The sequence below is a fragment of the Parabacteroides chongii genome (assembly GCF_029581355.1).
Lineage (GTDB): Bacteria > Bacteroidota > Bacteroidia > Bacteroidales > Tannerellaceae > Parabacteroides > Parabacteroides chongii.
The window spans coordinates 4,830,199-4,852,819 of sequence record NZ_CP120849.1 but is presented as its reverse complement, the minus strand read 5'-3'; the positions used below and the strand labels follow the sequence as shown (position 1 = coordinate 4,852,819).

Here is a 22,621-nt window from a genome sequence, read left to right as displayed (position 1 = left end):
TCACAAATATATCTAAAGATAGTCATATAGCCGTAATACGGGAATGGAAAGTTAACATTCTGATATATTTTATAGGACAATAAAAGGTAGATTTAAGTAATTTATTCGTAAACTTGTAACCCTAAATAAAAACGTTAAATTTAAAATTAAATCTCCAGTTTTATGACAGTCAAATCGTATATAGAATCCAATAAAGATCGTTTCCTGGAAGAGCTGTTCAGCTTGATCCGTATTCCGTCAATCAGTGCAAAACACGAACATAAACCGGATATGAAAGCCTGTGCCCAGCGGTGGACAGAGTTGTTGTTGTCTTCCGGTGCAGACAAAGCGGTAGTTATGCCGACAGAAGGAAATCCGGTAGTTTATGGTGAAAAGATCATTTCTCCGGATGCTCCGACCGTACTTGTTTATGCTCATTACGATGTAATGCCTGCCGAACCGTTGGAACTGTGGAAAAGCCAGCCGTTCGAACCGGAAATACGCGATGGTCGTATCTGGGCGCGTGGAGCCGATGACGATAAGGGCCAGTCTATGATGCAGGTAAAAGGTTTTGAGACAGCGTTGAAACTCGATTTATTGAAATGTAACGTGAAGTTTATCTTTGAAGGAGAAGAAGAGATCGGTTCTCCCAGCCTGGAAACCTTCTGCCGCGAACATAAAGATTTATTGAAAGCAGATGTAATCCTGGTATCCGATACCAGTATGGTCAGTGCCGAAACACCTTCATTGACAACTGGTCTGCGTGGTCTGGCCTATTGGGAAATCGAAGTGACGGGGCCTAACCGTGATCTGCATTCCGGTCATTTCGGTGGGGCAGTAGCTAACCCGATCAATGTATTATGTAAACTGATGGCGGATATAATCGATGCCGACGGACGTATCACGATCCCCGGATTCTATGATGATGTAGAAGAAGTTTCTCCGGCAGAACGGGAGATGATCGCACAGATCCCGTTCAATGAAGAAAAATATAAAGCGGCGATCGGTGTGGATGCCCTGTTCGGTGAAAAAGGATATTCGACACTGGAAAGGAACAGTTGCCGTCCGTCATTCGACATCTGTGGTATTTGGGGCGGTTATACGGAAGAAGGAAGCAAGACCGTGTTGCCGTCGAAAGCCTATGCAAAAGTTTCCTGCCGGTTGGTTCCGCATCAGGATCATACGAAAATATCTCAGCTATTCGAAGAGTATATAAACCAAGTGGCTCCTGCCTGTGTTAAGGTAAAAGTCACACCGAAACACGGTGGACAGGGTTATGTTTGTCCGATCGACCTGCCTGCTTACCAGGCAGCGGAGAGGGCCTGTACGATTGCTTTCGGAAAGAAGCCGCTGGCTGTACGTCGTGGAGGAAGTATTCCTATTATCTCCACTTTCGAACAGGTATTAGGTATAAAGACCGTCCTGATGGGCTTCGGACTCGAACAGAACGCTATTCATTCTCCTAACGAGAGTTGCATGTTGGACTTCTTCTATAAAGGGATTGAATCGGTTGCCGAATTTTATAAAGAATACAAATGACACAAAATGAGATCGTAGCCCGTGCCTTATCGAATACAGGTATCGAGGCGTTGAATGAAATGCAGCAGGCCGTATTGGATGCCGGTACAACCAAAGATATGGTTTTGCTTAGTCCGACGGGATCAGGCAAAACCCTGGCATTCCTGTTGCCTTTGCTTACTACATTGACTGACGAGGAGAAAAAGATACAAGCGCTTATCATCGCTCCGTCGCGTGAACTGGCTTTACAGATAGAGACGGTATTTCGTTCTTTGGGTGCCGGATATAAGGTGAATTGCTGTTATGGAGGTCATCCGATCCGGACGGAAAAGAAGAGTCTGGAACATGCGCCGACCGTATTGATCGGAACTCCGGGACGAATCCTCGACCATCTGGAACGGGGTAATATTGATTTGGATACTGTCCGGACATTGATTTTGGACGAGTTCGACAAGTCTTTGGAATTAGGCTTCCAGGATGAGATGAAAGACATTCTGGCACATCTTCCGGGCGTGCGTCGCAGGGTGTTGACTTCGGCAACGGAAGCTGTCGAAATACCGCCTTTTACCGGTATTACGGCACCGGTACGTTTGTCATTCCTGACAGGTGTAAAGGAAGCGAAAGGTTTGACTTTGCGTATCGTGAAATCTCCGATCAAGGATAAACTGGAAACGTTGTACAAACTGTTGGGCGAACTGAAAGGTGAATCGGCTTTAGTGTTCTGTAACCAGCGTGAGTCGGTGGAACGTGTCAGCAATTACCTGACCGAGATGGGTGTGGATAATGAATATTTCCACGGAGGTATGGAACAGCCGGAACGTGAACGGGCTTTGTCGCTTTTCCGTAATGGCAGTGCTTCTGTCTTTATTTCCACCGATTTGGCCTCCCGTGGACTGGATATTCCGGAAGTGAAAAATGTTATTCATTATCATCTTCCGATCAATGAAGAAGCGTTTATCCACCGAAACGGGCGAACGGCCCGTATGAATGCGGAAGGAAATGCCTTTATGATCCTGAACGAAGTGGAGACAGTCCCTGAATATATCACCCGTGAACCGGATGAGTTTTTCCTGCCGGAGAAAGCCAAGAAGCCTCTTCGTTCGGAATGGGTGACACTGACGATCAACCGCGGTAAACGGGACAAGCTGAGTAAAAAGGATGTGGTCGGTTTCCTTTTCCAGAAAGGCGGTTTGGAGAAAGACGATCTCGGCATTGTCGAAGTAAAGGAAAGTTGTGCTTATGCGGCAGTAAAACGTGATAAGAAAGCAGACTTGCTGGCACGTATCCGTGAAGAGAAGATAAAGAATATGAAAGCGAAATTTGTATGAGTATATTGATCAAAGAGGTAGAGCTGAATGGAGTTGCTACCGATATTTATATAGAAAACAAATATATCAAACAGATAGGCACAAACCTTCCTGTAACGGCCGATACTGTTATTGACGGTCGTCGTAAAGCCGTAATTCCCGGTTTTGTGAATACACATGGTCATGCTGCAATGACCTTGTTTCGTGGTTTTGGCGACGATATGCCGTTGATGCCCTGGTTGGAAGAAAAGATATGGCCTAACGAAGCCAAACTGACAAAGGAGGATGTTTATTGGGGAGCCAAACTGGCTTGTCTGGAAATGATAAAAAGCGGGACAACCACTTTCTTTGATATGTACCATAAGTTCCATGCGACAGCAGAGGCTGTGGAAGAGATGGGTATCAGAGCTAATATTTCCAGTGCCTGTTTCGACCAGTTTAAACCGGAGTTGACGGAGAAAAGTAAACAAACGATCCAAAAACTATATAATGAAATGGATCGTTACAGCAAGCGGATACATTTTTCGATAGGTCCGCACGCTATTTATACCGTTTCCGGCGAATTACTGCAGTGGGCGGATGCTTTTGCACGGGAACACAATGTTTTGATCCAGCTACATCTGGCGGAAACAGAAGGTGAAGTGGAAAACTCCGTGAAGAACTTCGGATTGACACCTGTCCGCTATTTATATAAGTTGGGAGTGTTGTCTCCCCGGTTGTTGATCTCCCACGGCATTTATGTCGATGACGATGAAATTCGTATGTTGGCAGACCATGAGGTAAAAGTGGCACATAATCCGGCATCCAATATGAAACTGGCTTCCGGGATGCACTTTAAGTTCCAGGAGATGCGTGAGGCAGGTATTTTGATTGGATTGGGAACGGACGGTTGTTCGTCATCCAATAATCTCGATATGATAGAGGCAATGAAGCTAGCTTCTTTATTGGGAAAGGTTTGGAGAAAAGACCCTGAAGCCGTTACAGCCGACGAGATATTCCAGTCTGCGACAGCCAATGGAGCGGCTATTGCTAACCTGAAGGCAGGAAAAATAGCTGAAGGCTATCTGGCCGATCTTTCTTTGATCGATTTGAATATGCCCGCATTTACACCGAATTTCAATTTCATATCCAATCTGGTCTATGCGGCTAACGGAAATTGTATCGATACGGTGATCTGTGACGGGAAAGTCCTGATGCAGGATAAAAAGGTACCGGGTGAAGAAGATATCATGGAGCGAGCTGCCCAAATAGCTTATAACTTAATTAAACGATAAATTATGAATCTGAGTTATACGAACGAACAATATCAGGAAGCGGCAGCATTTATAGCCGCGCGTATCACTGGCAATCCGGAGACAGCCATTATCCTGGGTAGTGGATTGGGTTCTTTGGCAGACCGGATAGAGGAGGCTATCGTGATCCCTTATGCCGAAATACCTCATTTCATGCATTCGACGGCTGCAGGACATAAAGGTAACTTTATCTGTGGTAAGTTAGGCGGAAAGCAGGTACTTGCCATGCAGGGACGCTTCCATTATTATGAAGGCTATTCGATGCAGCAGGTTACTTTTCCTGTTCGCGTGATGAAACTGTTGGGAATAAAGAATTTATTGGTGTCGAATGCGGCAGGCGGTATAAACAATACGTTCAAAGTAGGTGACCTGATGATTATCCGTGACCATATCAATATGATGCCGAATCCGTTGATCGGTCCGAATAATGAACTGTTCGGAACCCGCTTCCCGGATATGACACGTGCTTATGACCGCGAGTTTATCTGTGCGATAGAAGAGATTGCCGCTTCACATGCTATACCTTTAAAGAAAGGTGTATATGTAGGATTGACCGGTCCGTCTTTTGAGACACCTTCCGAATATGCTTTTTATGGTCGGGTAGGAGGCGATGCTATCGGCATGAGTACGGTTCCTGAAGTTATTGTAGCACGTCATGCCGGATTGAGAGTGTTCGGTATGTCGGTTATCACGAATGAAGGATATCATTTTGCAGACGATTTTGTGAACGACGGAGCTGATGTGATCGTTGCTGCTAATAAAGCTGCAGCTGTAATGACTACTTTGTTCAGTGAACTGGTTTCCCGCATCTGATTTTTTTTCAGAGTGAAACTCACTGTATTAAAATAAGATAGGAAATTGAACGGGTTGGAAAGAAAAAAATAGTATAAAAAAACTATCTTCCGGTTTTGGAAAATAAAAAAATACCTATATCTTTGCACCCGTTATCGCGAAAGTAGCTCAGTTGGTAGAGCATAACCTTGCCAAGGTTAGGGTCGCGGGTTCGAGTCCCGTCTTTCGCTCACAGATAATAAGAGCGGTAAGAGGCCGCCTTTTTTATATAATGGAAATGCCCAGGTGGCGGAATTGGTAGACGCGCACGTTTCAGGTGCGTGTGTCGCAAGGCGTGCAGGTTCGAGTCCTGTTCTGGGCACCATTGGCGTAGGTGGTGAAATTGGTATACACGCTACTTTGAGGGGGTAGTGCCGGTTACGGCGTGTGAGTTCGAGTCTCATTCTACGCACATTATTATAGCGAAAAAGAATATAGTCCTAATAATCAAGTAAAATATTATTGATTGTTAGGACTGTTTTTTTAGGTCTGCTATAACTCTCGTATCTTATCAATCAATTCCTTTGCAGAAATATCCAATGATTCGACAGACATCCATACGACATTCTCTTCAGGGCCGATGAGATATATACGTGGGATGGTGTTGTTGGCAAAGAGTGCAAAGACATTACCACGGGTGGGATCCAGATAAAACGGCATTGTAAATTGATTCTCTTTCCAGTATTCAGAAACAGTTTCGGCTGTCTCTTCCCGGGAAATCGTCACTAACTGGAACTTGTCGTCTTTTTTCATTTCTTTCCAGACTTCTTCGATAACCGGTAGAACCTGTTTACAATTGGGACAGTAAGTACCGAAAAATACCAGTAAGGAGTGTTTGTCCAAAAACTGCTTGGAGCTGAATGTATTACCAGTTGTATCTTCTACGGCAAATGAAGGAACCTGATTGCCTACATTTATGTAATTGATAACAGATTCATCTTTATCATCCTTTATACAAGAGAAGAAGAGGAAGGATAGGGTTGTTATGAATGATAGTATTTTTACGATATGCATATTATATATTATTTTAGTTTACGAAGATAAGGAATGTATTTGAATCTCTGAAAGAAAAGGAGCTGCCGTTTTGTAGATTTCACAACCTGTTGTCAGAACGGACAACCCCTTTTAGCAGCATCCCCTTTTTTACCGCTGCGATTTTTATTTTACTGCTGAGAAAGATTTTGGCTTTTCTTAATTGATTCGGATTCACATTCTTAATTACGTTATGAGAGGATGCTGTCATCCTGTTTGGGTTCTTCGACTATATTTACATAAGTAAATGTATGTTTTTTTATTTGTGTATGTTTCTCTGATTATAAGTATTGTGATTTGATTTTTTATAAAATGAACAACTAAACATCCTGTTTGATCTATAATAAGAGTTATTGAGAAACGAGAGGCAAAATAGGACTTTTTTTGTTGTGCCGTCTGTCGCTTTTCTCTTTTTTCGTCGTTTATAGTTAGTGGGAATGGTGATTGATGTAAATAGTATCATATCGCTCGATCGTTCGGTCTATGAACATATTTCATCCTGGCTCCAGGCTATTATCAGGTCGTCGACAACCATTTCGGTTAGTGGCACCAGGCAACGTGCCCAGTTTTTTGCGAAACAGCGTGAAGTTATAAATACATTGTGAATATCTGAGAATGAAGTTATGCATTATTAACGAAACTTGTTGTTTTTCTCGGTGACCGAGATTCAATCTCTGTTCGTTTTATTAGTCTTTTTTAGGTATCCGAAAGAGTTTTGCCTGTTTGTCCGGCAACTATTTTAGGGTTCCTTATTTATCTTTGTGTCAAAACAGTAAAATCTATAGATATCAAAACTTATAATTCTATGACATGAAAAAAGAACTTTTGTACGATAATCTTTTGAATTCGATCAAGGAAGAATTCCCCCAAAAAACAAACCTGGTAACTGCGTTAGTCGATTTGTTATGTATAGAGAAAGAGGCGGTGTATCGGCGTTTGAGGGGAGAAGTTGCATTTACATTTGCTGAAATTGTTACTATTGCAAATGCTTTTGGCATATCGTTGGATAATTTGGTTGGTACGGTCACGGCTAAAAGCAGACCGTTTCAACTAAAGTTGGTAGACTTTGTGAATCCAAAAGAGATTGACTACAATATGTTGGAGCAATATATCGATGTACTTGGCTTGTCGCGGGAAGATGAGAAATCGGAACTGATCGATTGTACGAATATATTGCCCCAGCAACTTTATATGAATTATAAATACATTTCGCGCTTCTATCTTTTTAAATGGTTGTATCAATGCGGAGCACCTGGAAAAGCAAAGCGTTTTGATGAGATTGGAGTCGGTGATCGTTTTACCGGGATACAATTGGCCAGCGTGGAAGAGTCAAGATATATCCGTAATTCTTATTATATACTTGATCCACTGATATTCCACTATTTGGTAAATGACATCAATTACTTTATGAGTATTCATCTGATCGGGGCAGAAGAGGTCAAATGCCTGAAGGATGAGTTGATGAAGTTTTTGGAGGAGATGGAAGCCCTCGCGACACGCGGCTATTTTGAAGAGACAGGAAATAAAGTCTTTATTTATATATCGAGTGTGAACTTTGATACAAGCTATTGGTGTGTGCAGGTTAAAAACTATCATATAAGTATGATAAAAACGTTTATTCTGAGTAGTGTCGCTTCTTTGGACGAAGGTACTTATGATAAATTGCGGAAGTGGCTACGGGCTCTTATTCGTTCTTCTATTATGATTTCAGTTAGTGGTGAAAGACAAAGGGTGGCTTTTTTTAAGGCACAACGGGAATTAATTCAAAGTTTATGATGTTTCTTTTTTGTAAAGATTATCAGAAACTTAAATAGTAAAATGATATTTTGTAAATGTTTTTTTTAAGAAACAATGCAAAAATAATTCCGGAATATTTGGAGCGTATTAATCTTTTACCTACTTTTGCACCCGTAAACAAGAAGCGCTAGATGCTTTGAAAAGCAACGTTTGAAAAAACGTTTTGACAGTTTCGGTTTATTGGAGAGATGGCAGAGTGGTCGATTGCGGCGGTCTTGAAAACCGTTGAACTGAGAGGTTCCTGGGGTTCGAATCCCTATCTCTCCGCTGAACTAACCGGACAAAACCGGACAGTAAGCAGACAAGTCCCACAAATTCAACGATTTGTGGGACTTTTTTTATCCCCTTATGTCTGCCCTACCGGACATCATTTAGCCCCTAAAAGACAAAATTAGTAACCTAATTCGTACCCCCGACAACCGAAAGTCTAAAAGGGGTACACTTAGTCCGAAATTGGCGAACTTCTGTCGCTATTTGGCGAGCCTGTATAAACTTCACTTTGAGCTAATTAACGTAGTTTTGTAACCCAAAAAGTGAGTTTATGAAGAGTACATTCAACGTCCTTTTCTTCGTGAAAAAGGACAAGCAAAAAATCAATGGCAGTTACCCTATTTTCGTCCGTATCACGATTGATGGTGTGGCAAGCCGTTTTAATTCCAAGCTGGACGTTCAACCCAAACTTTGGGATGGCAAGGCAGGCAAAGCCGCCGGACGTTCTGCGGAAGCTACCCGCATCAACCGATTGCTGGATGATATAAACGCATCCCTTAATACCATCTACCACGAACTACAACGGCGTGACAATTATGTTACCGCCGAAAAGGTGAAGAATGAATTTTTAGGTCATAACGAGAACCACGACACCATACTTAACCTTTTCCAAAAGCACAATGATGATGTGAAACAGTTGGTCGGCATATCCAAGACGATTGCCACTTATCGTAAATATGAAGTGACCCGCCGTCATCTTGCAGAGTTCATCCAAAGCAAATATAACCTGTCGGATATTTCTATAAAGGAAATAACCCCGATGTTCATTACCGACTTCGAGTTATATTTGCGTACCACCTGCAAATGTGGCTTTAATACGACCGCCAAGTTTATGCAGTTCTTCAAACGCATTATCCTGATAGCTCGTAATAATGGCATCCTGATAGGTGACCCGTTCGCCAACTATAAAATACGTTTGGAAAAAGTGGATAGGGGATATTTAACAGAGGATGAAATAAAAATCATCCTTAAAAAGAAAATGGTTTCCGAACGGTTGGAACAGGTGCGTGATGTTTTTATCTTTTCCTGTTTCAGTGGTTTGGCTTATGTGGATGTAGCAAACTTAAAGGAAGATAATATCCGTAAATCCTTTGACGGTAATTTGTGGATAATTACCAAACGTCAGAAAACGAATATAGACGTGAATGTCCCCTTGCTGGACATTCCTAAAATGATACTGGAAAAGTACAAAGGTAAATTGCCGAACGGTAAGGTACTTCCTATTATCAGCAATCAAAAACTTAATGCGTATTTGAAAGAAATAGCGGATGTATGCGGAATTAAAAAGAACTTGACATTTCACCTTGCAAGGCATACTTTTGCCACGACAACCACGCTTGCAAAGGGTGTACCTATTGAAACAGTTAGTAAGATGTTGGGACACACCAATATAGAAACGACACAGATATACGCCCGCATTACCAATAATAAAATCAGTAACGATATGCAGGGGCTTGACAAGAAGTTTGTCGGCATTGAAAAAATCTATAAAGAAGTATCTATAAAATAGGTATATAGGGAAACTTATCACAAATTGTGATAAGTCCCTTTATGCTTTATTACTCACCATTAAATAATAACATTATGGACTTACAAATCATCCAAAACAAGATTTATGAAATCAGAGGTTGCCGGGTTATGCTCGATAGTGACCTTGCGGCACTTTATCAGGTGGAAACAAAAGCGTTGAAACAGGCTGTGAAACGTAATATAGAACGTTTCCCGGAAGATTTTATGTTTGAACTGACAAAGGAAGAAGTCGAATGTTTAAGGTCACAAATTGTGACCTTAAAGAATAATCCCGATGAAACGGAAGAAGAAACCAGTTCAAAACGTGGTAAGCATACTAAATATTTGCCCTATGTTTTCACGCAAGAGGGAGTAGCCGCCCTGTCCGGTGTACTGCGCAGCCCTATTGCCATACAGGTGAATATTTCTATCATGCGGGCATTTGTAGCCTTGCGTCAAATGATAACAGGCTATCAGGAGTTACTAAAGCGCATTGAAGAACTGGAAGAAAGTACGGATGCACAATTCAGCGAGGTTTATCAAGCACTTACCCAGCTACTAAGCAAGCCTGAACCGAAGCCACGCAAACCGATAGGATATAGAACCTATGACGAATAACGTTTAAAGGTATTTGGTTGTCTAAGGGGTGTCACCAGTGATACCCCTTTTCAGTTCCTTAAAGTAATGTATCTCAATCACAAATTTTAGCAAAGTTACAGCCCGGTGGGGACAAATACCAAATCCGAGCCGTTCCGGTTTTCTAAAAAATCTCCACACCTACGGGTCGTATTTTTTGAAAAGATATGGTTGAAGTCCCCGCCAAACTGTGGGTGTCCGGCAAAATTTCTTATTGTTTAATTTAAATTTCAGTAGTCATGAAAACAACAGAATTTACCATGCCGGAAATCACTATCTCTTATAAAGACAATGTAAAAGCATCCGAAAGGGTAAAAATACTCTCATCCGAAACGTCCTACTCTTACCTGAAACCGTTCTATATCGAATGTATGGAACATCACGAGGAAAGCCATGTAATGTTTCTCAATCGGGCAAATAAGGCTTTAGGCGTTTCCCTTATCTCTAAAGGCGGCATGGCTGAAACTGTAATGGACGTGAAAATCATCCTGCAAACCGCCTTGAAAGTCCATGCTTCGGGCATAATCCTCTCACATAACCACCCATCGGGCAACCTATGTCCGAGTGAACCGGACAAACAAATTACCTCAAAAATAAAAGAAGCCTGCAAGGTCTTGGATTTACATCTGTTAGACCATATCATCCTGACAGAAGAAAGCTATTATAGTTTTGCAGACGAGGGGCTTATCTAAGCCCTTTTTTTGTTACTGGCAACAAAAACACAATATCCTACTTTTAAAATAAAACCATTTTTCCAGTTTCTCCTATTGTAAATCTTCCTCTTAGGCAGTCCCCAGCCGAAGCAGTCATTATCGTATCACATAGGCAAAGGTATTTCCGTGTTCTTCACGTCTTTGCAAGGTCAAGCCCTAAAGGGTTTAAACAAAAATCTTCCTGTTGTACTTCGTCCAAAGAGTATTTTTCTTTAAAATCTTGCAAAGCCTAAACACTACCCTTTAAAGCCTATATGAAACGAAAACGACCGCCCCGACCGGAAACGCATAAAAAAAAAGTCAGATTTACGAGAAACAGGAAAAAAGGTTATGAAACTTTGGCTCCCTTACCTCTCAAATCCGCATAAATTTTAAAAGACACAGAATTATGGAAGCAGTAACATTATCAGAAGCAAGAGTTTATGTAGGTACTTACAACAAGTATAACAACGGTTTACTTTTCGGCAAGTGGTTAGACCTGTCCGACTATTCAGATAAGGACGAATTTATGGAAGCGTGCCGGGAACTGCACAAGGACGACCAAGACCCGGAATTTATGTTTCAGGATTACGAAAATATCCCGGAAGCCCTGATTTCCGAAAGTTGGCTTTCTGAAAAGTTCTTTGAGCTTCGGGATGCCATCGAGAAACTAAGCGAAACCGAGCAGGAAGCGTTTTTCGTATGGTGCGACCACCACAACAGCGATATAAGCGAAGAAGATGCGGACGACCTTATTTCTTCCTTTGAGGACGAATATCAGGGAGAATATAAAGACGAGGAAGATTACGCCTATGAAATCGTAGAGCAATGTTACGACCTGCCGGAGTTCGCAAAGACCTACTTTGACTATTCGGCTTTTGCCCGTGATTTATTTATAACTGATTACTGGATGGATAACGGTTTTGTTTTCCGTTGCGCCTGATTACTAACCGGGTGGAGCAATCCACCCGCAACACACCAAGGCAATGAAAGTAAATAATAAGATAGCGACTTCTTTACGATGGTTCATACTTGCTTTTATCATCTATCAGGCAGCCACCAGCACCGCCGGAATGTGGATAGCCCTAATCATAGGCTTTTTTATTATCCGGTTCGTTCTCCGGCTGTTTATCTCCGCCGTTTACCTGTTTTGTATGGCGATTATTTTCATTGTGTTGCTCTCATTTTTGATTATCTGATAACTCATTATAAATTATAACGATATGGAAACTTTAAACAAAAACGGGGTAAGCATTACCCAAATACCGGGAGAAGAAAAATATGTGAAATGCTGTTTAGGCGCATTCAGGGGACAGATTTATTTCCAGTATGATTATCGCCATACAGATATGGAACTGTTCAGCACAGTGGCTAAAACGCTTGACGAATGTCGCAAACAGCGGGATGAATGGATAGCGAAAAAAGAAAAGAAACAATAACAATATAAATAAGTACATTTATGAAAACGACAGAAGTAAATAAAAAGATTATCGGCAGACGTTGCAAGTGCATATTTACCGGATTGTTGGTAACGGGTGTTATCGAGGACACCACAGAGGATAAATACACGGTCAGCGTGAAAGTACGTTTTGACACGCCGCAACAGTGGGGTGATGAACTTTATTCTTATGACTGGTCTTTCGGACGGAAAGCAGATGATTTCGGTTCATTGAAGTATTTGGAACTACTACCCGACAAAACAACATTCGATGCAATGATAGTTACTTTCGGCGAACCCATCGACACGCTGAACGACATTTTTGAGGACGTGAAAGCATGGGGTGTCTGTTCCCTGAAAGGGTGGATAGATAGCTATGAAAGCACCCGTTTTACGCCCATAGACGTAGATAAGGCGGTTATAACGAGCGAATATAACATGGAATGTGTCAAAGAGTGGTTGGAACATAACACACCTGTAAAGAACATTATAATCGGTTAATAAAGAACGGTGGCAAATGCCGCCGCTACTTTCTTTCTGTGAGCCGAAACGGACAAAGAAAGATAGCAAAGAAACCTGTTTCCATTCCCTATAAAAAAGATAACCCGGCGGGTATTTCCCGGCGGATTATCTACCATAACATTACGCATTACGTATCATTCCAATTCTTCGCCCCATAGTTCTTTATCGGTTGGAGCGTGTTTCATTTCATACCAGCACCAGCAACCAGCCAGCAGGTAAAAAGCAGCCAAAGCCACAAGGAATTTATCTATCATACGGATAAAATACATGAAACTCAATATCATCCCTCATGGAGCAGAAAGATAACTTTCAGAATGCACACCATTTCTTCATCTTCGGAATCAAATTTCCAAGTCCGCTTTTTTACAACCATTTCCGTATCATAGTCGAAATAACTCAATGCCGGAGAATCATCTTCTTCATCCGCCCACTTGAAAGCTTGATTGGACGGTGTTTTCCTTAATGCTATCCGGTCAGATGGTGAAATGCTTTCTTTATCCACTATCACAATATCACCGACTGCCGGAACTGCATCCGTTTTCCATGTGGTACTTACAAAAAATGAAATACCGTTTATATCCAATTCTATTTTAACCATGTTCTTTTTGTTTTTAATTGTTTTCTTCTTCCTTACTGTTGTCATTGTTAAATGAAAACGTAAGTTGTTCTAACTGCCCGAAGCTATCCTGAAAATACACATCTACCGTCTGTTGGTCGGTTGATGCAGAGGTATAGTAAAGCCGGAATGTTTCGCCCGGAAGAGGGTACAGGTCATTCGGCAGTAGAACCGTCCCATCGGACATTTTCAGCGTTCCCGCCCCGTCCGGCTGGAAATAGCGGATGAAATACTTTGTTTCCTCATACCGCCCGTCCCGGTGAAGCTGACACCTGATTTCGGCGGTTTCACCCACCTTTAATTTCTTCGGTACAGGCATCGTTTCAATACTGAACGGGTAAGACTGCTGTATATCCACATCGTCATTACACGCACCCACAAATAAGATGGCGGCCATTATATAGCAGCCCATTAAAATACGGCTTAAAATCTTTCTCATATACATTATATATAATAGGTTAGTTTATCACATTATTATCTTTAGACCGATACCGAACTGTGTATGGAACTTTCCGACTGAAGAACCGAACAGACATCTTTCCCGTGCGTTAATCAGGAACACCACCCGGTCGGTAATATAACTCTCCAGTTCCAGCGTCAGCGCACCGCCATAGACAAAACCGTCCTTATCGGTCAGGGTAGAGCCATCGGGCAGCAGCTTGTCACCCCAATTACTTGTTTCGTACCCGGCAAGGGCTGACAATCCCAGCGAAAGGAAAAAGGTTTTCTTCCGGTCTGAAAGGAAGTTCAGGTAGTAACCGCTCTCACCTGTAAACTGGCTGACTGGTATCTGTAAATCCTTATAGGGGTAATGCTTTTCGAGGTATTCCCCGCCGATAACCCACCTGTTCCCGTTTTTGGTATAGGTGGAAAGAGCCGCCCCGAAGTAATAGGCAAAATCACCTTTACTGTTCCAGTGAACACCGTCCGCCATGCCGCCCGTGACCTGCAAACCTTTCATTCCCGGTAGACATCTTTGTGCGTGTGCCTGGTTAAAAGTCAGGCACAGCGCAAAAAGGAACATCATACAGCATATCCTTTTCATGTTCATTTGATTTTAAGTTCATTAATCACTTTGGCTGCCACTATATCCGAATTTTCCACCCGGATAGTCTGGTGTCTGCCCCCGTTCTTTTCCACCAGTTCGATAACCAATATCTTATCGTCAGGGATAGTGAACTGTGGAACGGTGTACACGGTGCGGACGGTACTTTTACCACCGATAACCAGTATCTCGTTATAGCTCCGCACCGGGTCAATGACCGTTTCCTGAATAGCCGTTCTTTTGGCTACTTTCTTATCTACAATCTTGAAACGGATAAAATCGGTATCAAACGGTACGTTTGAACTGTTCCTTGTTTGTGTGTGGAAGTAGAACAGTCCGTTATGCGAATAAATGCCCTTTACCAAGAACTGCACCCCGAAACGCTTGCATCCCAAATGTTTTATTTCCCGGTCATTGTTCTTGTAGATGGACTGCATAATCAGCTTTACCAAAAGCGGGCTTTCGTTACCCAGTTCACGGAAATAGATGTTCATCCGGGTATGGCTGAAATCTGTCGTGTCCTCATTCTCCAAGAAATCTTTCATTTCGATGTTCAGCATTTCCGGTTCGTGTGCGTATTTCGCATTGAAACTGTAAAAACTGCCATCCTCACAGATAACGGAAAAGTTCGTTTCACCGGGAAAGCCCTCTGTCGTAGCTTTCACACGAACAACATTTTCCGCCCCGTCCGCTTTTCCGGCAATAATGTAGTTACTGCCTAAATCCACGTACTTAACGGCAGACGGGAAAATGATATGTACTGTTTTGGCGAACGTCACCTGTACGCCGTAAGGTGTCACCATTTGGCGGTAAGGCAGCTTTTTAGTGATGCCCTGATACAAATCGTTACTTTGTGCTTTCACTGAAACCACTCCCAAAACAAGAGCGAATAAAATCATTAACTTTTTCATTTGGATTGAAATTTTTATGGTTGATAAATAAATTACTGTTGTTTGGCGTAAAGCATCACCTGATAGTTCGCTTTTAGGTGTACTTTTACCGTTCTGAACTTCTTGGCAAGGTATTGCGACCCGCCCTGCATCAAGCCTCTTGTAATATCCATTGCGACCTGCTGTCCGGCACTTTGCGCAAAGGAAATACTCGTACCCAGTCCCGCACCGATATTCGCCATCGCTTCTTTTGCCGCTTCCTGTTCCAGTGACGAGGGGACGGAAAGCCCTTTCTGCCCGTCACTGTCGTAAACGGCAAGTTCCACCGGAATGATGTTACCCGCATATTCGAGCGAGGACACCAGTATTTCGAGCCGTTCACCCTGAACTTTGGCACTTCCCGATACAAGGCTGTTTTTCGGAACAATGACATTGCCCGCTTGCAACGGTTCTAACAGTCGCAGTTTGACAGTCTGCCCGTCCATAAGTGTTTGGTCGTTATGAACGCACGCCCGGATAGTGTTCTTTCCCATCGAATAGCTGCTGCCGACTGCCGTATTAAATCCGTAATTGCGTGGCTTGCCGTATTCGGCGATAAATTCGCTGTTGCTCATGGGCTGTTGCAATCCTGAAACCGTCCTGTCCGATACCGCCTTTACAGAAGCGGTACTTCCTTTTTCTTGAATGGGTGCAGATGACGTAACCTGTGCAATCTGTCCCGGCTGTGAACTTTGCCCGTTTTGTCCGTTCATATACTTTGCCGCCAGTTCGTAGGATTTTTCCATAAGAGCCACCTGTTCATCCATGCTACCCGCCCCGCTTTCTTTCGCATCGAGCCGGGCTGTGAGTTCTTCCACCTGCCGTTTGAGTTCCTCTTTTTCCTTGTCCTCTTTCGGCGTTTCGTAGAAACTGCCTAACTGACGGTTCATGTCCCGGTAAGCCGCCGCCGAAGACTGGATAGAGGAACGGGTATTGTTCGGCGCACCCGCCCCGAAGTCTATTACATTGGTTTTCGGCTTTTCCGCCGGAGCATCATCTATCAGGGTCAAATCTTCCCCGTTCCCGTTTTCCTCTCCGAGTGAAAAGGCAAAATCCTGCAAGGAACGCATCTTGTCCGCCTGTTTGTTCTCCATCTGTTCCTGTTCGTAAGCTGTCTTTTTATCGCTGATTATCCCGTCCCCTTTGGGTTGCGGAATATCGGCGTTAAAGCCGCCCACGCTTTCCACCTTTGCTTCATCCTTTTCGGACGGTGCAAAAATCAGATACATAGACCCTAAGAATACCAGTCCCATAAGCGGATAAACCAGCATCTTCTTTCGTTGCTGTATCTGTTGCGGGGTAAGTTCCTTTTTCTCTTTTTCTTCTTTCTTCCTGTCCGTTTCCGGTGCGGGAACTTCATTCTTCACTTCTTTTTCTTCCATTGTCTGACTGATTAAAAATATTCGTACTGTCTTTACTTTGAAGTTGTAACTGCCTGATATGTTCTATCCGTATGGTTTCGCCATCCTCTTTGCCTATCCGGTAAATGGATGATACCGTAAAGTAGATGGATAACCCGCCGAAGAACAGGAGCATAAGCAGGATTACCGCCAGCCTTATTTCCGGTGTCATGCGCCCGCACAGGTGGCGGAGTTTTTCATCCGCCCAGTCCTGTACATGGGTAACAGCCTGATTCACCGGAGAGAGTATTTTCCGTATCATGGCTTACCGCTTTATGGTGTTCAAGTCCTTGTTTTCCGTTATCTCGAAACTTTCCATCATAAAACCGTGCGGGTTATTATCACTTCTTACAGCGTTCAATAACCGGCAACGGGTGACAAGGCTTCTTTCGGTCACGCTGCTTTCACGGATAATCATTTGCCGGGCATAGGTAGCCACCGCATACGGGTACACATCGAAATTGCATGAAACGCTGTCTATCCGTATCGTTTGGCTGATATTGCCCGATATGATACGGTTGTAATACCCTTTTTCCGAGAGGTCACGGTAATAGTTAAATGCGCTCTTATCGGCAAGGAACAGCGACCGTTTGATATTGCTTTCGATAGCGTTCTTATCGGGTGAGAGCGTGAAAAAGAGTTCGTGGAAACGTTTCACGTGTTCCCTTGCTTCAACCGGACGGTTTTGCGAGAGGTCTTGCGAAAGCGCAAGCATCAACGATTTGCCACCGTCCAGCACATAAATCTTCTGCCGTTGCGCTTCGGCAAACGTGTAGGAGTTCCAAACGGCATAACCTGTTATCAGGGTACACATCACGACAAACACAATACCGAAAAGCCGTATCTGTTTGAAACTGGTTTCAATGTTTTTTAAACTTTTAAATTCCATCTTGATTTTTAATTATTGATTACCTTTGATTAGTTTACCGCCGACCCTGCCGCCAGCGTTTCCGGTTGCTGCCCCGGCTACCGCACCGACACCGCTACCCGCTTTGTTAGCCGCACTGTTTATGTTCCGGCTCATGTTACCCATTCCGCCAGCCTGAATAATCCAGTTCGATACGGTGGGGATGGTGAAGTAACCGACAATGCCGATTGTCATAAAAATTATGTACACGCTGTTGCTGCTGTCCGGTATGAAATTGGGGTCTGATAGCTCTTGAATATCCTTTTGCAGCATAAGCACCTGTATTCGGGCAAGAATGGAACTGAACAGGTCGGAAACGGGCAACCACAGGTAAACGGAAATGTACCTTGTTATCCATTGGGTCAGTGTCGCCTGAAAGCCATCATACACGCTGATGGCAAAGGCTATCGGCCCCAGTATGGCAAGGACAATCAAGAAAAAGGTTCGGATAGTGTCTATCACAAGGGCTGCCGCCTGAAAGAGCAGTTCCAAAAGTTCCCTGAACCAGTCCCGGACGGATTGCTTGATATTATGTGCCGCCCTATCCATATACATGCCGCCCATCGTGGCTATGTCTTTGGCAGACCATCCCAGTTCATCTATCTGCTTGTCAAACGCTTCATCCGAAACAAGATAAGCCGTTTCCGGATTACGTACCATCGCTTCATATTCCAGCTTGTCCTTTTGTTCCCGGTAAGCGTTCATATCGAAAGTTTGCGTTTCGAGCATATTGTTACAGCCCTTGACTACTGGCGACATCACGCTGTTAATCGTACCCAGTACGAATGTGGGAAAGAACATAATACAGAAGCCAATCACAAAAGGACGGAGCAAAGGGTAAACGTCTATTGGTTCGGCACTGGCGAGCGACTGCCATACTTTGGCAGCCACATAGAACAATGCGCCCAGTCCCGCTATTCCTTTGGCTACCCCCGCCATGTTCCCGCATAACGGCATCATGTCCGTGTACAGACTTCGTAAAATCTGATGCAGGTTATCAAATTCGATTGCTAATAACATACTTGTCTGTTTTTAGAGGTTACCAGTAACGTTCATCCGCCGAGCCGTAAAGAGCCATTACCCGGTCGGTGTCCTTTTTCTTTTTCGCCCGCAGGTAGGAAACGGAAATATTCTTGCGGGTATAATAACTCACCAAGTCCCGATAGTTCCTGATGGCGTTATACGTCCGGTCGATTACGTCCATCCGTTCCTTGTCCGACATGGAAAGCCCGTTGATGTTCACCACGCTTTTCATTTCTTCCAGTACATCGGAACTTTCCTGCAACAGTTGGGTATAGCCGTAAGCAATCGCCGAAAGTTCGTCCGGTGTATAGTTTTCATCCGAAAGCATCTTCTGAAAACTGTTCACGTATATATCGGAAATCTCCCCGATAAGCAGGATGGACTTTTGTACTTTCCGGGCATCTTTGACAAGGTTATGCACTGATTTTAAGGCATCGTAATATTCTTTACCTTGTTGATAAATCTTTACCGTTTCCTGAAAATTCTTTATCATGTTCTGTGCGGTGGATGATGTCTGTACGATGTTCTTTGACGCATTGATAATCCCTTGCGCCAAATTACCGGGGTCACTCACCACCCACTGTGCGTTCACTTTTCCGACGAACAGGCTGCAAAGCACGAGCAGCATTATAATCTTTGTTCTCATACGCTTATTTCTTTATTGGTTGTTTACTCCGTTTGTATTCTCCACCGGGTGAAAGTAGAATCCGGTCGTTCTCTTTGTCGTAGGTCAGCAAGACGGAAAGCCCCGTTTCGATGAACAGGTTTCCGTCCTGTTCTGAAATCTGATAGGTTTCCGTTTGAATAGTTCCCCGGTAGGTCTTTCGATAGGTCGTTACCCGGTAATGTCCGTTTTCCTCAAAGAGAGTAAACGCCGGACGGTTTTTCACGCTTTCCCAGTCACCACGCATCGCCCTAAGACGGTCGGCGTTCGTTTCCTTACAGGAGGAAAGCCCCAGTAACAGGGTGCATAACAGCACCGGAAACAAATATTTTAAATGTTTCATACTGATTGATTTTTAAATTGTTGATTGATTATTTTTCAGGATTGCGCTTGCTTTCGGCAAGCCGTTTGATAGCCAGTTCGAGGTTGCCGCCCAACTTTTCGGACAAGGCGAAAAGTTCCATCTTTTCCGTTTCTTCCGTTGTGAACGTATAATATTCTTCCAAACTCACTTCTGTGGCATATACGGCGGATTGTGTACCGCCCAAGCCTATCCAAACTTCCTTATATTTCCGGTTGGGATGGTTGGCAAGGTTGATGGAAAGCACCTGTGAACGTTCCTTGTCGGTCAGTCCCAAAAGGTTCTGTATGCTATCGAATTTATTAAGGTACTTCCGTTGGTCGAGCAGTATCTTACAATCAGAATTGTTTATAATACTCTCTTTTACAATGGGTGAGGAAATAATATCTTCGACCTCTTGGGTAACAACAATCGCTTCGCCGAAATACTTTCTAACCGTTTTGTAAAGGTATTTTATGTAATCCGCCATATTCGCCGATGCAATCGCTTTCCACGCTTCTTCTATCAATATTAATTTCCTGATACCCTTTAGTTTACGCATTTTGGAAATAAATACTTCCATGATGATAATCGTAGTAATCGGGAACAGGATTTTGTGGTCTTTGATATTATCCAACTCAAAGACAATGAAGCGTTTATGCAGTAAATCAAGCTCTTTGTCGGAGTTCAACAGGTAATCGTATTCGCCGCCTTTATAGTAAGGCTCTAATACATTCAGGAAGTTATCTATATCGAAATCCTTTTCCCGGACGTTCTTTTCTTGCAGGTGCGCCCGGTAGTCATTCCTCACATATTCATAGAACGTATTAAAGCAGGGAGTAATCGAACTGTCCTTAGTAATCAGTTCGATATAGGAACTTACAGCGTTTGACAAAGCCACTTCTTCCGCCCGTGTGGGTGCTTCATCGTCTCTTTTCCACAGGGTCAGGATAAGCGTTTTAATACTCTCTTTCTTTTCAATATCAAATACCCCATCTTCCACATAGAAAGGATTGAACGCTATCGGATTTTCGGTGGTATAGGTAAAATATATCCCATCTTCCCCATGCGTTTTTCGGTTAATCATTTCACACAGCCCCAAGTAACTGTTTCCGGTATCGACCAACAGCACGTGTGCATTTTGTTCATAATACTGGCGTACCATGTGATTGGTAAAGAATGACTTGCCGCTACCACTCGGCCCAAGTATGAACTTGTTACGGTTGGTAATAATGCCCCGCTTCATGGGTAAATCTGAAATATCAATGTGCAACGGCTTTCCTGTGACCCTATCCACCATCTTGATACCAAAGGGAGAAAGTGAACTTTTGTAGTTCGTTTCTTCGGTGAACAGGCAAAGAGCCTGTTCGATGAATGTATAGAAACTTTCTTCCGCCGGAAAGTCCGCCTGATTGCCGGGTATTCCCGCCCAAAACAGGGTCGGCGTGTCGGTGGTGTTATGGCGTGGCTTGCATTCCATAAGTGCGAGCTGTGACCCCACATCATTTTTAATGTGCTTTAATTCGTCCCGGTCGTCACTCCACGCCATGATATTGCAATGGCATCGCACGGAAATAAGCCCCTGTGAATGGGCTTCGTTCAAATATTCCTCTATCCAAGCCTTGTTTATCTGATTGGCACGGCTGTATTTGGAAAGGGAGTACATATTGCGAGCCATCTTTTCAAACTGTTTCAAGTTCTCCGTATGGTCGTCAATAAAGATATACTGGTTATAAATATGGTTACAGGAGAGCAGCACACCCACCGGGGAAGCAAACGACAAACGGCAATCGCTCCGGTCGGTGGATAGCTTTTCATAACGGGTATCTGTGCCTACTTTTCCCGGCATATCTTCTGCATCCGAAAGGGTATGCAGGCAAAGAATATCATCGCCAATCTTCATTTCGTCAGCACCCAGTGAAATATCTTTCAGTGTGGTAGTGTCAGTCTGTGAGAGTGAAAAGTATTTCTCCACGATACCCGCCGTTTTCCTTGTCCCAGTTACCTCGTCCGAAGTCAGACGGGTAAGGGTAATGAAACCGCTATCGTTCATAATACTTTCAAACTGTCCCACCGCTTCGAGGAACTTTGTAACCGTTTCCATATCCTTTATCTCTTTGGGTACAAGGAAACCCCGGCAAAGAGTGGAAAAATTGCTCTGCATCCGGCTGCGTTCCTTTGTCGTTTTCGTCAGGAACAAATAGCAGGTATGGTTCAAGAACGGTCGTTCATTGAAATGGCGTTCAAAGGAACGGGAAAGGAAACTCAAATCATCCTTTTGAATGTCAGGTGCATAGTTTTCTTTGATGAACCAGTCCTGTTTGTGTACGATGCTATAATCGGGCAGCACCTTTACCGCCTTGTTCCAAGCGGAATGTATTGCTTCGTATTCGGCTGCCGTGACGGTGAACAGTTCGGGCAGTTCCACCCGGAACGCCACCGTTATGTCGGCATCTTTGGAAACGATGCACCCGTTTTCCACCGTGAACAGTGGAAACTTGTTTTCCAGCGTGGTAGCTTTTAATATATTTCTCATTTCGATGCTTGTTTCTGATTTTTAGTGAATAATCGGGATATGGCTTTTCGGTTGATAATATGGAAAGGGTGGCTTTTGCGTGCGGACAATTTCATCAACCCGTGTGTCCCGTACTTTTCGTTTAACCGGAATGTGAGCCATACCAGCAGCGTTGCCGAAGTAACGCCGAAGATGATGCACACCCACTGGTTGATACCCACCATGTACATAATGATGAAAAGCACGAACAGGGCTAACAGCCCGCCCGCAAAAATGAAAAGATATTGACTTTTCAACCCTTTAAATTCAACTGGCTTACCTATTCCCCTGTTAATCGGATAGTCTGCCATAGCTCATTT

25 protein-coding genes and 4 tRNA genes are annotated in these 22,621 nt (G+C 43.5%); 16 read left to right on the top strand and 13 right to left on the bottom strand.

What is annotated here, in order from left to right; all coding sequences use genetic code 11:
* Nucleotides 1-162: 162 nt before the first annotated feature.
* The 7 genes from P3L47_RS18575 (at nt 163) to P3L47_RS18545 (ending at nt 5,339) form a co-directional block, all read left to right on the top strand.
* A complete protein-coding gene (locus P3L47_RS18575) occupies nt 163-1,518 on the top strand; it encodes a dipeptidase (protein WP_277781705.1) in 1,356 nt (451 codons plus the stop codon).
* Complete coding sequence (locus tag P3L47_RS18570; RefSeq protein ID WP_277781704.1) at nt 1,515-2,825, top strand: DEAD/DEAH box helicase; 1,311 nt, start codon at nt 1,515-1,517, stop codon at nt 2,823-2,825. The genes P3L47_RS18575 and P3L47_RS18570 overlap by 4 nt, the downstream gene beginning before the upstream one ends.
* Nucleotides 2,822-4,078 (top strand): amidohydrolase, encoded by a 1,257-nt coding sequence (locus P3L47_RS18565; RefSeq protein ID WP_277781703.1) that lies wholly within the window; start codon nt 2,822-2,824, stop codon nt 4,076-4,078. Before P3L47_RS18570 ends, P3L47_RS18565 begins: the two co-directional genes overlap by 4 nt.
* A 3-nt stretch (nt 4,079-4,081) precedes the next feature.
* Entirely contained in the window at nt 4,082-4,909 is an 828-nt protein-coding gene (locus P3L47_RS18560; RefSeq protein WP_183672495.1) for a purine nucleoside phosphorylase I, inosine and guanosine-specific, read from the top strand.
* Nucleotides 4,910-5,045: 136 nt separating this feature from the next.
* Nucleotides 5,046-5,118: transfer RNA gene (locus P3L47_RS18555), tRNA-Gly, on the top strand.
* Nucleotides 5,119-5,167: 49 nt separating this feature from the next.
* Nucleotides 5,168-5,252, top strand: a tRNA-Leu gene (locus tag P3L47_RS18550).
* 3 nt (nt 5,253-5,255) lie between these two features.
* A tRNA-Leu gene (locus P3L47_RS18545) sits at nt 5,256-5,339 on the top strand.
* Between the two features lie 80 nt (nt 5,340-5,419).
* On the opposite strand, the gene P3L47_RS18540 is transcribed toward P3L47_RS18545, so the two are convergent.
* Complete coding sequence (locus tag P3L47_RS18540; RefSeq protein WP_277781702.1) at nt 5,420-5,941, bottom strand: TlpA family protein disulfide reductase; 522 nt, start codon at nt 5,939-5,941, stop codon at nt 5,420-5,422.
* 828 nt (nt 5,942-6,769) lie between these two features.
* Here P3L47_RS18540 and P3L47_RS18535 point away from each other — a divergent pair.
* From P3L47_RS18535 to P3L47_RS18495, 9 genes are all read left to right on the top strand, one after another.
* The gene (locus tag P3L47_RS18535; protein ID WP_122360182.1) at nt 6,770-7,735 is read left to right on the top strand and encodes a helix-turn-helix domain-containing protein; all 966 of its coding nucleotides are present in this window, start codon (nt 6,770-6,772) and stop codon (nt 7,733-7,735) included.
* 203 nt (nt 7,736-7,938) lie between these two features.
* Nucleotides 7,939-8,023, top strand: a tRNA-Ser gene (locus P3L47_RS18530).
* 274 nt (nt 8,024-8,297) lie between these two features.
* Nucleotides 8,298-9,536 (top strand): site-specific integrase, encoded by a 1,239-nt coding sequence (locus tag P3L47_RS18525; RefSeq protein WP_277781701.1) that lies wholly within the window; start codon nt 8,298-8,300, stop codon nt 9,534-9,536.
* A 74-nt stretch (nt 9,537-9,610) separates the two neighbouring features.
* On the top strand, nt 9,611-10,153 hold the full coding sequence (locus P3L47_RS18520) for an ORF6N domain-containing protein (protein WP_054349763.1): 543 nt from the start codon (nt 9,611-9,613) through the stop codon (nt 10,151-10,153).
* A gap of 257 nt (nt 10,154-10,410) precedes the next feature.
* Nucleotides 10,411-10,863: a JAB domain-containing protein gene (locus tag P3L47_RS18515; RefSeq protein WP_234232310.1), complete on the top strand. Its 453-nt coding sequence runs from the start codon at nt 10,411-10,413 to the stop codon at nt 10,861-10,863.
* A 409-nt stretch (nt 10,864-11,272) separates the two neighbouring features.
* Complete coding sequence (locus P3L47_RS18510; protein ID WP_277781700.1) at nt 11,273-11,806, top strand: antirestriction protein ArdA; 534 nt, start codon at nt 11,273-11,275, stop codon at nt 11,804-11,806.
* A gap of 43 nt (nt 11,807-11,849) precedes the next feature.
* Nucleotides 11,850-12,062, top strand: coding sequence for a hypothetical protein (locus tag P3L47_RS18505; RefSeq protein ID WP_032533122.1), 213 nt, complete (start codon nt 11,850-11,852; stop codon nt 12,060-12,062).
* A 24-nt stretch (nt 12,063-12,086) separates the two neighbouring features.
* On the top strand, nt 12,087-12,302 hold the full coding sequence (locus P3L47_RS18500; protein ID WP_028897889.1) for a DUF3873 domain-containing protein: 216 nt from the start codon (nt 12,087-12,089) through the stop codon (nt 12,300-12,302).
* A 20-nt stretch (nt 12,303-12,322) separates the two neighbouring features.
* Nucleotides 12,323-12,802 carry a DUF7258 domain-containing protein gene (locus P3L47_RS18495; protein WP_234232308.1) on the top strand — a complete coding sequence of 160 codons (480 nt, stop codon included), beginning with the start codon at nt 12,323-12,325 and terminating at the stop codon, nt 12,800-12,802.
* 301 nt (nt 12,803-13,103) lie between these two features.
* Here P3L47_RS18495 and P3L47_RS18490 read toward each other — a convergent pair whose 3' ends face one another.
* The 12 genes from P3L47_RS18490 to P3L47_RS18435 are packed head-to-tail and all read right to left on the bottom strand — an operon-like array spanning nt 13,104 to nt 22,612.
* Nucleotides 13,104-13,421 carry a hypothetical protein gene (locus tag P3L47_RS18490; RefSeq protein ID WP_277781699.1) on the bottom strand — a complete coding sequence of 106 codons (318 nt, stop codon included), beginning with the start codon at nt 13,419-13,421 and terminating at the stop codon, nt 13,104-13,106.
* 13 nt (nt 13,422-13,434) lie between these two features.
* The gene (locus P3L47_RS18485; protein ID WP_028897891.1) at nt 13,435-13,884 is read right to left on the bottom strand and encodes a DUF3872 domain-containing protein; all 450 of its coding nucleotides are present in this window, start codon (nt 13,882-13,884) and stop codon (nt 13,435-13,437) included.
* A gap of 21 nt (nt 13,885-13,905) precedes the next feature.
* Nucleotides 13,906-14,484 (bottom strand): conjugal transfer protein TraO, encoded by a 579-nt coding sequence (locus tag P3L47_RS18480; protein WP_277781698.1) that lies wholly within the window; start codon nt 14,482-14,484, stop codon nt 13,906-13,908.
* Between the two features lie 2 nt (nt 14,485-14,486).
* Entirely contained in the window at nt 14,487-15,395 is a 909-nt protein-coding gene (traN, locus tag P3L47_RS18475) for a conjugative transposon protein TraN (RefSeq protein ID WP_028897893.1), read from the bottom strand.
* Nucleotides 15,396-15,427: 32 nt separating this feature from the next.
* Complete coding sequence (gene traM, locus P3L47_RS18470; protein WP_277781697.1) at nt 15,428-16,795, bottom strand: conjugative transposon protein TraM; 1,368 nt, start codon at nt 16,793-16,795, stop codon at nt 15,428-15,430.
* The gene (locus tag P3L47_RS18465; RefSeq protein ID WP_022470971.1) at nt 16,770-17,075 is read right to left on the bottom strand and encodes a TraL conjugative transposon family protein; all 306 of its coding nucleotides are present in this window, start codon (nt 17,073-17,075) and stop codon (nt 16,770-16,772) included. The genes traM and P3L47_RS18465 overlap by 26 nt, the downstream gene beginning before the upstream one ends.
* 3 nt (nt 17,076-17,078) lie before the next feature.
* Complete coding sequence (gene traK / locus P3L47_RS18460; RefSeq protein ID WP_005926197.1) at nt 17,079-17,702, bottom strand: conjugative transposon protein TraK; 624 nt, start codon at nt 17,700-17,702, stop codon at nt 17,079-17,081.
* A gap of 12 nt (nt 17,703-17,714) precedes the next feature.
* On the bottom strand, nt 17,715-18,740 hold the full coding sequence (gene traJ, locus P3L47_RS18455) for a conjugative transposon protein TraJ (protein WP_277781696.1): 1,026 nt from the start codon (nt 18,738-18,740) through the stop codon (nt 17,715-17,717).
* Between the two features lie 19 nt (nt 18,741-18,759).
* Nucleotides 18,760-19,389, bottom strand: coding sequence for a DUF4141 domain-containing protein (locus tag P3L47_RS18450; protein ID WP_277781695.1), 630 nt, complete (start codon nt 19,387-19,389; stop codon nt 18,760-18,762).
* Between the two features lie 4 nt (nt 19,390-19,393).
* Nucleotides 19,394-19,750, bottom strand: a complete 357-nt coding sequence (locus tag P3L47_RS18445) for a DUF3876 domain-containing protein (RefSeq protein ID WP_277781694.1) — start codon at nt 19,748-19,750, stop codon at nt 19,394-19,396.
* A 28-nt stretch (nt 19,751-19,778) separates the two neighbouring features.
* Nucleotides 19,779-22,283, bottom strand: a complete 2,505-nt coding sequence (locus tag P3L47_RS18440; RefSeq protein WP_277781693.1) for a TraG family conjugative transposon ATPase — start codon at nt 22,281-22,283, stop codon at nt 19,779-19,781.
* The gene (locus tag P3L47_RS18435; RefSeq protein ID WP_008775036.1) at nt 22,280-22,612 is read right to left on the bottom strand and encodes a DUF4133 domain-containing protein; all 333 of its coding nucleotides are present in this window, start codon (nt 22,610-22,612) and stop codon (nt 22,280-22,282) included. Before P3L47_RS18435 ends, P3L47_RS18440 begins: the two co-directional genes overlap by 4 nt.
* Between the last annotated feature and the right edge of the window lie 9 nt (nt 22,613-22,621).